Source organism: Bowdeniella nasicola, from assembly GCF_001907295.1.
Classification (GTDB): Bacteria; Actinomycetota; Actinomycetes; order Actinomycetales; family Actinomycetaceae; genus Bowdeniella; species Bowdeniella nasicola.
In genome coordinates this window covers 1-11,700 of sequence record NZ_MQVR01000079.1, presented here as the reverse complement: position 1 = coordinate 11,700, position 11,700 = coordinate 1, and the positions used below count along the sequence as shown (strand labels likewise).

Genomic DNA, 11,700 nt, shown 5'->3' with positions numbered 1-11,700 from the left:
TGAGTTGTAGAAGATGAACTCGAGGATCACGCGGTGACCGCCCTGCTGTCCAGCACGACCACCCCGCTACACCACTATGAGGGACTCAACTGGACATCATCGCTCCCGACGTGTCTCAGCCCGGAGACCGAGGCGTGCAGCTACCGTTGGAGACGAACGACTGCTCTCGCCAGTTCGGCACCGAGGGCGTCGATCGCCGGACGGAGCACGAGAGTAGGGCTGGATATGGCTTACGAGCAGCTACCGATAGTCGAGGTTGACCTCGACCAGCTCCTTCTCGACCTGGAGAACTACCGCATACCGATGCGCCGCGACGACGAAGCAGGTGCGCTGAAGTACCTGTTTGCGTCCGAGGACGTCCTCGGAGCGGCGCGCCTGATCCTCCGTGACGGCTACTTCGACAACGAAGTCCCGATCGTGACGTCGGCATCGGCGTCCGGCGGTAGCTCCCCATACACCGTGCTGGAAGGCAACCGTCGAGTCAGCGCGCTCAAGGCGCTCCAGGACCCGACGATCGTGCCCGGCCATGAGGCAGAGATTCGCGCGCTGCTGAAGCGGTACGCAGTGGAGGCGGAGAATCTCCCCGAACGAATCCGTGTCATCGTCGCTCCCGACCGGGCGACGGCTGCACCTCACGTCGCGAGGTTACACACCGGCATCTCGAAGAGGCGCTGGAGTCGCGATCAGCAGGCAACCTTCTACTATTCGCTCGTCGACGAGCAGACCACGGTCGACGATGTGAAGGCACAGTACCCGGATGTCGAGGTTGCCAGGTTCATGCGGATGGCCGTAATGCGGCGCTTCCTCAGCGCAGCGCCATTCTCCGATCACACCCTCCGGCAGTACGCCGCGAGTGACGACCTGGCGATGTCAGCCTTCGAGTATGCCTACCGAAGCAAGGAGATTGCTTCCGCGATCGGTGTCGAGTTCGATAAGGATGGCATGCTTGTTCCGCGGGCTTCGACGCCTGAGAAGATCGCTGTGAAGTTGACGAAGAAGAAGCTCAACGCTTTGGAGTACCTCGTCAGCGAGTTCCGTGCAGGGCGTCTCAACACTCGCTCACCAGAGTTCAAGAAGCGCAGCCGGGAGTATCAGTCCCTGGTGGATCGCCTCAACGGCGTATCGACTGCGGCTCCGCCCCAACCAGCGCCGCCCACTCCTCTCGCGCAACTGACGCCATCCGGGCCATCCCAAGGTGGCCCGGACGGAGCGCCCGGTGGCCCCAACACTAGCGGGAGTGGAGCTACTCCGAACCCACCCGGCCCACCTGCCGGCACGGGCAGCCGTGGACCCAACCACCCAGACACGAAGGACACGCTTGATCTGTCGGGGCTTGACTACGAGAACGCGCCGCTGAATCTCAAGCTGCGATACTTCGAGCTGCGCAAGGTCAGCCTCTCGAATCTCCCTATCGCGGCCGCGATCCTCATGCGCTCGGTGCTTGAGGCCACCATCAAGGTTCATTTCGAGGGGTCCGCAACCCCCGCCACTGGCGAGTTGAGTGCTGTGTTCAAGCGCGTCGTGCAGGCCTATGGACAAGAGAAGTCGCTCAAGTCAGGAATTGGTGCTATCCAGTCGGGCAACGCACACAAGCACGGATCGATCCAGTGGTTCAACCTCATCGCGCACAGTGCCGATGCTTCCGTGAGTGCGAATGACGTCCGAAAGGCATGGAAGGTCGTGAACCCGCTGCTTAGGCGCTTGTTGCGCCCGCCATCGCAGGCGTAGTCTGCAACGACTTGACCGCCCGCGCGACAGACGGGGATGCCACGAGCAGCTCTTCCGCCTGTCCCGGATACCTGGCGGAGTAGGTGAGTTCCAGTCGGCACTGGAACTGATCTCGGTACAGTTTCTCGATCAGCGGGGCTGTGTCATAGGTCATCAACCAGTGCGCACTTTCAACGGAGTTGACGATCGTTGAGAGTGCCTTGTGGTCTCGTCCGTCGAAGGCATTGAGATAGAGTCGCGAGCCTGCTTGCACGTAGGGCGGGTCGATGTACATAAATGACCGGTCATCGTGAGAGTACTGCTGGATCACAGTCCGGCCATCCAGATCAGAGACCGTGATTCGATCCGCTAGAGCACCGATCGCAGTCAACCGGTCGACGAGGGTGAGTCGGTTGAATCGTGCATCAATCTTGTACTTTCCCTCCTGACGCTGGCCGCCGATAACGCCGGCGTTCAGAATCCCGGAGCGATTGGTTCGATTCAAGAAGAAGAACGCGAAGCCCAAGCGCAGTGCATCGCGCTCGTCCTGTGAGCGATATACCTCCCGCTGGCGCTGCCACTCGTCGATCGTGAGTGGCGTTGACGCGACCATTTCTACGAACTCTGCGTTGTTGCCAACGACGGACTTCCAAAAGGCGTGGACGGCTGGGTCGATGTCGTTGACTACCAGGTGTTGGACGATGCCCTCGCGCAGAAGCGCGATCCCTGCGCCCACACCTCCGGCGTAGGGTTCAATGTAGTGGGCATCCTTGATGCCAAGAATCTCGATGATGTCAGCGAAGAAGCCAGCGAGCGCAGCTTTTCCGCCGGGGTAGCGCAATGGTGAGAGTGTGCCGTATCGGCGTGATCCGATGACACGCAGGCTGTCAGTCATTGGAGTCCTTCCTCGCCCGGTGTGCGGCAACACGGCAACGGGCTGAGCAGAAGCGAGCGTCCCCTCGTCCGAGGAACGCTTGGTCGCAGTGCTCACAATCTCGCCATGCCTCTCGGCGGCGTAGGCGTTCATGGCGCAACGCGCGATCAAGCTCGGTGAGCCCCACGTCACTCAGGCTGCCTAGACGCTTCATGTTACGGATAGTACTCGTTACAGGTCGCATCGTGGTTCGCCACGCGGACGCTCCCGCGAATAGGCCGTTCTTCGGAGTCCGCCGGGTGAATCTCCGTAGCTGCGCCCGTTTCGCTTCGCGCGGGAGAGGACCGCTCGGCAGGGCGGGTGTCCGTGAGGCTCGGTCCGCACACCTCGTCGGTGACGAGCGCCGAGAGGAACCGATGATGGCCAGCTTGAGTGATGTCGCGAACGACGAGCGCACCGCGAGGATGGTGCTGTCCATGCTGGTCGTGCCCAATGACCCTGTGACACGTCGCATCCTGTCTAGGCTGGGAGCAGTCGAGACGCTTTGGCTCGCTGAGCACGACGGCGCAGCGGTGGGGCTGAGCCCTGTGGACGCGCAGGTCTGGCGTGACCACCTCCGCGTGCCAGGTGCGAATGAACTGGCCGCGCGTATCGACCAGGTGCAGCAATCCGGCGTTCGAGCGCTCATCCCAGGCGACAACGACTGGCCCACCGCCCTCGACGATCTTGGTGAAGTCGCACCCTACGTGTTGTGGACTCGCGGCGCGTCATCTTTCCTCTCGCGTCCGATGCGCGATCTCGTCACGATCACCGGGGCTCGGGCATGCACCTCCTACGGAGAGTATGTTGCCCGGGAGTTCGCCAGTTCCGTTGCTGCCGACGAACGGGTTGTCGTCGCGGGAGGTGCTTACGGCATCGAGGGTGCGTCGCAACAGGCCGCCCTCGCAGCAGGTCGCGACACGATCGCGATCCTCGCCAACGGAGTTGATCGCCCGTACCCTGTCGGCCATCGCGACCTGCTTGATCGCGTCGCTGACGTCGGCCTGCTTGTTAGCGAAGTTCCGCCCGGTGCCGTTCCGACCCGGCATCGGGTCATCGCCCGCGCCCGGCTGATGGCTGCGCTGTCCTCCGCGACGGTGATCGTGGAGGCGGGGTCGCGATCAGGTTCACTGCTGGTTGCTCAGCGAGCCGCGGAAATTGGCCGACGTGTCGGAGCTGTCCCCGGTCCAGTCACGAGCGCCGCGAGTGTTGGGCCGCATCGTTTGCTGCGTGATGGCATCGCGTCCTTGGTGGGGGACTCTTCGGACCTTGCCAGGTTGGTGGAACGAGACCAGACGCCGCGAGTAGGGCTCGACAGGGAGCTTGTCCGCCCTCCTTCGCCCTCTCTGACGCGCACGTTGCAGCGCGCCGGCCAGCGGTTGACGCCGGAGCCTGAACTCAGCGAGAGCTTCGAGTGAGTTCACCCAGCGGCACATCCTCGGAGAGCTCCTGCCGCTGCGCGCGGTACTCACGGGCGCGAGCCCTTACGAGGAGAACGACGCTCACTGGGCCGATGGCCATCATCTCGAGAGCGTTCCAGAGGCAGACCAGCACGCGGCATCGGTCATGGCCTCGCCGTCGCCGTCGGTGATGCGCTGGTGGGCGAGGTATGTGTCGAGAGCCGCCGTGCGCCCGTGGCGAAGCTCCAGCGAGGCGGTCTTCTCCCAGGCGTGGGTGAAGCGATGAACGTCGACCAGTTCGGGGGTGTCGGACCTGTCTCTGGCGATCATCGCGAACGCGCCGCCGGCGTCCACGGATTACAGTTGGGCGTAGTCGCCGACCAGCAGCACCTTCGCACCAGCGTCCTGGGCGAGGTGGGTGATGCGCTCCAGTGACAGGGTGCCGGCGAGGGAAGCTTCGTCGATGATGACGAGCTGGCCTTCCTCGAGTGTGGTGCCGTGGATGAGGTGGTTCTGCCACCACTTCGCGGTATTCTCGGTCGCGATCCCGAGATCGTCGGCAAGGACTTGGGCGGCAACCGCCGACGGCGCCAACCCGATGACGGACCCGGAGCCGTGCTCGGCTTCCCATGCGCGGCGGAGCGCGTTCATGGCGGTGGTTTTGCCCGCCCCAGCAGGACCGACCAGAACATCGAGGAGGCGTCCTGATACCGCGATCCGGGTCAAGGCATCGGCTTGGGCGTCGCCGAGCATCCGGCCGTCCGCGTCGGGGCTGCGTGTGATCTTCTCGACCGTAGCCAGTGGCACCGTCGGCCCGGCCAGGCTGCTGCTCGTTCGAGGAGCCTGTCCTCGGCCGCGAGCTGGGATTCGGAGGTGAACACGGTCGAGCTCTTCGGACGGAACACGGAACTGCCGTCGGGCCGACGGAACACGACGGGCGAGGAGGCGAGTTCGGGCGGCGTCAGCCGAAGCGAGACGAGCTCGGCGGCATCGGCAACCATCGCGACGATGGCTTCCCGGTCCTGCATGGTGGCGAACCGCCAGCCCATCGTCTGCCGGGATGCCTCGGCCATGAGATTCCACCGCCGCCAGGTCGAGCGCTTCTCACCGACGACTTCGACGACCGAGCGCCCCAGCTCGCCGATCACGTCGAGGGGCACGTCGTCGGCCCGCAGAAGGAGCGGCTTGTCGTTGTCGTTCACCTCGCGCGCCCATGTCGTCGCGTCCCGACCGAGGGTCTTCGTTGCGCGGGTTCGCCATTCGGCAGTGAGATCCGCCAGGGATCGGACCTGCTTCTCGGGCCGGGTGGCAAGCGTCGCTTGGGCTCGGAGCTTCATGGTGGCTGCCGGCGCCGGGCGTCGTCCGTGCGCTGCGACGTACTCGGCGATGAGACGATCGGTCTCGGTATCGATGTGACGGGCGCGGGTCGAGAACTCGGCGATCAGTTCCTCGGGCACTCCCGTGATCGCCCACGCCGGGTTGTGGTCGCGGCCCATCTCTCGGGCCTCCCAGGAGACGCCGAAGGTGCGCGTCATGTGGTCGGCGAACACCGCTTCGTGTAGTTCGGAGACCGCGACGACGGCGGCGTGCATCGGTCTACCGTCGAGCGAGCGCCACCTGCCATCGAGAACGGTCTTGGCCGTGTTGCTGATGACGACGTGCGTATGGAGGTGGGGATCGCCGGCGCGAGAGTCGAAGTGATCGAACGCGGTCGCGATAAGCCCGGTGACATCCACCTGCGCAACCGCGCCATCCCCGGCGGTTTCGCCCGTACGGGTGGCTGCAACCTCGCGCTCCATGAACGCAACCACCTCCGCAAACCGCCCGATGATGCGCCTTCGCGATGAGTGCTTGGACCCCGGCATCGGAGACCTCCCACAACACCGATGCGGACTTCGGGATCGACAAGGTGAAGTCGAATCCCGCCACCGCACGCCGTGTGCTCCGGGCAGTCTCCTCGGCCACGATCTGCGCGATCGACTCACCCTTGGCGCCATGCGTCAGCGTCTGGTCAAGAGCGGCAATCCGTGTCTCGATCCGCTCGTCCTGGCTCTTGTATGCCGGGAAGCCCAGGCCGAGCTTGTCGCCGGTGATGGGATCACAGCCTGTGCCCATCAGGAGCTGGAGTTGGCGCTCCGGTACTCGGTCGCCCACCTGAATCTCGCCCCTGCCGAGGGCCGCTACTCCCGCGCCGAGCCATCGGCCAGGCGGGGTGCCTTCCTCCATGTAGTAGCGGGTAAGCGGCGTCGAGAGTGGCCGGTCTCCGTCGGCGGCAGCGACCGTCTTGAGCAGGTACTGGTAGCCGTCACCTGCCGACATCACACGCATCGAAACCGTCATGTTCACCTCCGTTCCTGCCGGGCAGGTGAGCACCCGCGCCCGGTGACTTCTACCGCGGTAAGGCCCGACTCAACCTCGACCTGCAAGAGGCGTGTGACCTCGGATGGCGGTCGGAGCGGAGGCCAGAGGCGGATGCCTTGGGCGGCAGCAAGCGGGGGCTCAGGTGAGCAGCGGGCGCGTGTCGGAGTCGTGCACCTGACAGGTGACCAGCTCGGCATCAGCTTCGTGACGAGGCGATAGCGGGAACGACCGTCACCGGAGCGGACTTCATGCACGACCTCAACACCAGCGGCGACTCAGAACTCAAGATCGGGTCGCTGTTCAGCGGCTACGGAGGCCTCGACCTCGCCGTCGAACACGTCTTCAACGCCAAGACCGTGTGGTTCTCCGAACTCAACGAGCCCGTCGCCCGCGTCTTCTCCCACCGCTGGTCCGACGCGCCGAACCTCGGTGACATCACGACCATTGACTGGAGCCAGGTCAAGCCCGTGGACATCCTCATCGGCGGCTTCCCGTGCCAAGACGTCTCCACCGTCGGCAAGCGCGCCGGCCTCGCTCCTGGCACGCGCTCGGGTCTGTGGGCACACATGGCCGCAGCCATCGACGCGCTCCAGCCCGAGCGGGTCGCCATCGAGAACGTCCGCGGACTGCTGTCCTCACCCGCAACGCGGCCACCCGCACAAGGAGACGACCATGACCGACACAACCCCGGCGATGCAACCCCCGACGGCGCAACCCGTCGCATCCTGGAACCCGACCCGTGGCATCTGGGAGACAACGCAACTCGACCTCTACGGGCTCTCGGCGCCGTTCTCAACGATCTGGCCGACCTGCGGCTGGATGCACGATGGATCGGCCTACCGGCTTCCCTTGTCGGCGCTCCTCACCAACGCTTCCACATCTTCGCCCTCGCCCGGCGCACCGTTCCGCACCCCACTGGCGACAGACTCCTCACGCGGCGGGGAAACACTCGACCAGGTGAGAGCGAGACGCGGGACGATCGCGCTGTCACACCAGATCATCGACTTCGCTCTCCACGGACCGGGTGGCTCGCCAAACAGGAGAGCCGAATCGGAGACCCTGTGGTCCCTGATCGACGGACTGTTCAGCGCTGGGGACGCTACGCCGACGCCATCGCCCGCTGGGAACACATCACCGGACGACCCGCACCAGCGCCAGCCCTCCTGAACGACGCCGACGGCCCCCACCCAGCACCGGCATTCGTCGAATGGCTGATGGGCTTGCCCGCAGGCTGGGTCACCGACGCCGACTACCTTACGCAGGACCAGCAGATCACAGCGCTCGGCAACGGCGTACAACCGTTGCAGGCGGCTCTTGCTCTCTCCGCATTGCTCGACTGACCGAGCCGGGCTCACACGTCGAGCGGGAGACTGACCACGTCGTGTTCCGAGGAGCCCGACAGTTGACCACAGAAGCGCTTCGCTCGGGTGATGGCCACGTAGATGATGCAGTGCTCTTCTTCGAGCGCGCGCAGCCCTGAAGCGAGCGCTGCGAGTTGGGCGCGGGACAGCACAACTCCGACGCGTTCCCACTCCCGTCCCTTGGCTTGGAAGACCGTGAGTCCCGGAATGACCGCCGACTCCTTGAGCCTCGCCGCCAACCGAGAGAGTTGCAGACGAACGGTGGCTTCGTTCTCATCGGATAGTCGGCTTGGCTTACGGACTCCCAGGCTCTTGACTGCCTCGCGCAGGTCTTCAAGGACTTCAGCCTCATCCTTGCCAGCAAGCAAGCTCTCGACCAGCGGCGCGAATACCTCATCCTGCTTCGCCTGGAAGTGCTCACGATCAAGCCCGAGCTTCGTGATCGCTCCTTCACGGCCGTACGACGCCGTGCCGAGCCGGGCACGCGTGACAACGTCGAGGAGTAGGTTCATGGCCGCATCCGTTGCGTTGTTCACCGTTCGGAAGGCAAGTGGAAGGATGTTGTCGCCGACGGACCACAGTTGGGTCCAGTTCCGGGCGAGTGCGACGTCAACGTCGCTGCTGGCGGTGTCCGGCAGGGCTGCACCAGCGCCGGCACGTAGGCTCGCCGCCAGTTGGGGCATCTGCTCGCCGAGGAACCTGAATGATTCCGGTTGTTCGTATGCAACGAACTGATCGGACGTGCCGTCCAGCAGTCTTTCCACAACTTCCGGTTTCGCGCCTCGCCACTTGTAGAGAGCCTGCCAGGGGTCGCCAATGAGAGTGACCGACAGTCCAGCCTCGGCAGCCAAGTAGGTGACGTAGAGGTCGAGGTCGTCTGCGTCGTACACCTCGTCGATGATCGCCGCGCGATAGTTCGCGGATAGCCAGTCGGCCGCTACTTGCTGTAGTTCGTCGACCTGCATGGCCGCACGAAGAATCGAGCGAACGTCCTCGTGGCTGACAGAGCCGGCGTCGAGAACCGCTCGATGGTCAGCGACGCTTCCGATCCCGGCCTCCGGCTTCGTTACCTTGCGGCTCTTCGAGACAACAGAGCGGGCGTTGCTGAGGCCCGCGAACCGAACGTAGCTTCCGACCGGGAGGAAGCGGAAGCCCTTGACACCGCGGTAGTCGTCGCGGACGTCGAGGGTTGTGGCGCCGTTCGGCCACGTGACCTTGCCCTCGTTAAGGAGATGAGTGAGGAGTTCGACATGGAGGTGATCGAAGGTGACGACGCGATGCGCTGGCCTGATGCAGTTCGCGCCCCAGCGGACCTCAATGCGGCGGCGCAGCTCGGCCGCCGCAGCTCTGTTGAAGGTCAGCCCGAGCACACCCCGAAGGTCTCCCGCTTGGTATCGCTGGTAGCCGTATCGCTCCGCCGCGATCGTCGTCTTGCCACTGCCGGGTGCCGAGATGACGTTGACGAGTCGGTCAGGCGCGGCCGCGGCAAGTACCTGGGCATTGGTTAGCTTGACCATCGATGGACTCAGATGAGGTCGTCCACGGGAGTCGAGTTCGGCTCCGTGCCGTCGTAGAGCCAGGTGAACATCTCACTGATGTGACTCGGCACGACGACGGAGTTCAGGTTCTTGTCGATCAGCAGCGCCAGCGCGAGGGCGAACTTGCCCTTGTGCTTCGGGTGCTTCACAAAGAACTGGTCGACGGTCTCGGCCGTGATGGTTTCTGGTTCATCGAGCTTGCACCTCGTGAAGGCGCTTTTGATGAGTTCCTCGTTCCCATCGACGAGAGAGGGTTCCAGCGTCGGCCGGGACCAATAGAAGCGTGCCGACTCGTGGTCGAGCTTCGAGTGCCAGGTCGGTGGTTGAGCTTCAGGCAGCGGCGCGCCGCGCCGGTCCGTGTCGGCTACTGCGGCGACGCGAGTCACGAGTTCGTGGCCAGGTGTCGCGAGCAGGCGGATCGGCCACTGCCCAACTTTGTGGCCGACTGGAAGGATCGCGAGGGAGTCGATGAAGCCGATTCGTCGAGCGTCGCTACCTGCCCACGCCCGCCCGAGCAGTCTGAGGATGCTGGCCTCTGTAACCCCCTCGACGATGAGGACTCGGTCGCCAAACAACGCGGCTGACCGCGTTGCGTCGAGGTGCAGTCGAGTCTGTTGGAACAGCTGAGTCTTAAGACCCTCGCTCACCGGGAGGTCCGCGAGTCGACGTGAGAGCGTGCGGTTCTCGGCGTCCTTTCGCACAACGACAAGTTCCTCGGGGTCGCAGGCGGCGGCGAGGTCCGCCGAGTGCGTCGTCACAATGACTTGGATGTCTGGGCGATCTTCGACCAGGCCGCGCAGATAGCGGATGAGGCCGTACTGGAGCTGTGGGTGGAGGTGCGCTTCTGGCTCCTCGATCAGCACCGTCGCGTGGAAGAGCTCGGGGTAGAACGAGTCTGCATCGGCATCCGCGGCCTCTGCTGTCTGGGCGAGCCTCTCCCGTGCAGCCTCGGCAAGTTCATTGTCGTCCGCCGCAGACTCCGACCCTGCACCGTCGTCTGTCTCTCCGCCGCTACCCGGCGGATCGTCAGGAATCGGCGTGCTTCCTGCATCCGGGATGCCGGCGAGAGTGACGGCGATGTGAAGCAGGTTCACGTAGCCCAGGCTCGACACCTGCAAGCGCCGGGCGGTCGCGCGGTCTGGAAGTAGCGCGACGAGCATCTCGAACACTCGGGCGAGGTAGGTGTCATCGACGGTCTGCGTCCCGACAAATGCGTGATGCTCCCGGACTCCGCCGCTGATGATCCTGAGGTTCTCGGCGATGCGGTCTTCAACGTTCCCCACCAGCGGGTGGTTGGTGAGAGAGCTGAGCATCCCTTCGGCTTGGGCTCGCAACGATCGAAGCCCGCCGGTTTCGGGATGTCTACGTTCGTCGGCGCGGAGCAGTTCGAGGAGGATACGTGCGTCTCGCCGTGAGAGATCGTCGACCGGATTCCGCAGTGCTGGTAGGTGTACGAGCCGAATGCTGTCGTACTCGGCGGCCGGCTCGACGGGCCGCCCCGCGCGAACCTGACCGAGCGACCGTTCGAGGGGACGGCCCCATCGCGGTGCTGCGAGTCCCTGTCGCTTTCGATACTGACCAAGTGCACCTTCGCGAGACGCATCGGCCTCGAACTCGTACTCGACGCGAACCGCCCGCGGCGTGGCGCCCAACGCGGTTGCATCGATAGGTGCGAGCCGGGGGAAGCTGCGCGGATGGGCCAGAGCGATCGCCTCGTTGATCGTCGTCTTCCCCGAGCCATTGGCACCGAGGATCAGAGAGAAACGTCCGCTCAACTCACAGACGATCGGTGCGTTCGCAGACGCCCGGTATCCCTCGACTTCGATGCGTTTCAGATGCATGCGCTACCTGCTCAGCTCTTCTCGAAACCAGAACTGGGGTCGAACTTGAGGACGCGGGCGTTCTCGCTGATGGTGCGGACCTCGGACTCGTCGAAGCCGTCGGGCTTGGTGGCCTGAATGTCGATGGTGATGTCAAGCCGCGCGCCCGCCCCAGCAAGGCGGTCGATCACCTCTCGGGTCACGTTGCCGATGTCACGGGCGTAGCGGTCGGAGTCGATCTTCACCGATCCGAAGAACCGGGCGAGCACCGTCTCCAGCGCGGATTCGGCCTCGGACGGATCATCGCCCTCGGCGGACGAACTGCTCGTCCCGACGAAGTCGACCGGCCCAACGGCAGCGAGGTCACCGTCAGCGGCGGCGTTCATCGTGGCCTCACGCGCGGCTGCGATCCGGTCGGCATCGGCTTGCTTCTGGGCGCGCTCGGTTTCGATGAGCAGTGTGCTGTCAGTGATCTGAATCTGTGTGCTTGGGTTCGGTGCCACGAGCAGGCAGTTGAGTCCCTCATAGTGGTGTAGCGGGGTGGTCGTGCTGGACAGCAGGGCGGTCACCGCGTGATCCTCGAGTTCATCTTCTACAACT

Annotated in this window: 8 protein-coding genes and 3 pseudogenes; 3 read left to right on the top strand and 8 right to left on the bottom strand. The window is 64.4% G+C overall.

Annotation, left to right across the window (positions count from 1 at the left end; genetic code table 11):
- The first annotated feature begins 225 nt into the window (after window positions 1-225).
- Complete coding sequence (locus BSZ39_RS10825; RefSeq protein WP_073717345.1) at window positions 226-1,728, top strand: hypothetical protein; 1,503 nt, start codon at window positions 226-228, stop codon at window positions 1,726-1,728.
- Here the strand turns inward: BSZ39_RS10825 and BSZ39_RS10820 are convergent.
- The gene (locus BSZ39_RS10820) at window positions 1,694-2,602 is read right to left on the bottom strand and encodes a DNA adenine methylase (RefSeq protein ID WP_073717344.1); all 909 of its coding nucleotides are present in this window, start codon (window positions 2,600-2,602) and stop codon (window positions 1,694-1,696) included. The two genes, BSZ39_RS10825 and BSZ39_RS10820, sit on opposite strands and share 35 nt — an antisense overlap.
- Window positions 2,603-2,997: 395 nt before the next feature.
- Here BSZ39_RS10820 and BSZ39_RS10815 point away from each other — a divergent pair, with 395 nt between their 5' ends.
- Window positions 2,998-4,038, top strand: coding sequence for a DNA-processing protein DprA (locus tag BSZ39_RS10815; RefSeq protein ID WP_222842942.1), 1,041 nt, complete (start codon window positions 2,998-3,000; stop codon window positions 4,036-4,038).
- A gap of 102 nt (window positions 4,039-4,140) precedes the next feature.
- On the opposite strand, the pseudogene BSZ39_RS14695 reads toward BSZ39_RS10815, so the two are convergent.
- The 3 genes and pseudogenes from BSZ39_RS14695 to BSZ39_RS14845 all read right to left on the bottom strand — a co-directional run.
- A pseudogene (locus BSZ39_RS14695) lies at window positions 4,141-4,773 on the bottom strand (AAA family ATPase).
- Window positions 4,743-5,885 (bottom strand): MobF family relaxase, encoded by a 1,143-nt coding sequence (mobF, locus tag BSZ39_RS14305; RefSeq protein WP_281247140.1) that lies wholly within the window; start codon window positions 5,883-5,885, stop codon window positions 4,743-4,745. The pseudogene BSZ39_RS14695 and the gene mobF overlap by 31 nt, the downstream one beginning before the upstream one ends.
- A pseudogene (locus BSZ39_RS14845) lies at window positions 5,851-6,339 on the bottom strand (relaxase domain-containing protein); the annotation flags it as partial. The gene mobF and the pseudogene BSZ39_RS14845, both read right to left, overlap by 35 nt.
- Window positions 6,340-6,629: 290 nt before the next feature.
- Between BSZ39_RS14845 and BSZ39_RS10795 the strand changes: the two are divergent.
- Window positions 6,630-7,721, top strand: coding sequence for a DNA cytosine methyltransferase (locus BSZ39_RS10795; RefSeq protein WP_073717342.1), 1,092 nt, complete (start codon window positions 6,630-6,632; stop codon window positions 7,719-7,721).
- 11 nt (window positions 7,722-7,732) lie between these two features.
- Here BSZ39_RS10795 and BSZ39_RS10790 read toward each other — a convergent pair whose 3' ends face one another.
- The 4 genes and pseudogenes from BSZ39_RS10790 to BSZ39_RS10780 all read right to left on the bottom strand — a co-directional run.
- Entirely contained in the window at window positions 7,733-9,259 is a 1,527-nt protein-coding gene (locus BSZ39_RS10790; RefSeq protein WP_073717341.1) for a UvrD-helicase domain-containing protein, read from the bottom strand.
- Window positions 9,260-9,267: 8 nt separating this feature from the next.
- Window positions 9,268-10,593: an ATP-dependent nuclease gene (locus BSZ39_RS10785; RefSeq protein WP_245792501.1), complete on the bottom strand. Its 1,326-nt coding sequence runs from the start codon at window positions 10,591-10,593 to the stop codon at window positions 9,268-9,270.
- A 393-nt stretch (window positions 10,594-10,986) separates the two neighbouring features.
- A pseudogene (locus BSZ39_RS15120) lies at window positions 10,987-11,121 on the bottom strand (AAA family ATPase); the annotation flags it as partial.
- Between the two features lie 11 nt (window positions 11,122-11,132).
- On the bottom strand, window positions 11,133-11,700 hold a 568-nt coding region (locus BSZ39_RS10780), incomplete at its 5' end, for a hypothetical protein (RefSeq protein ID WP_222842938.1).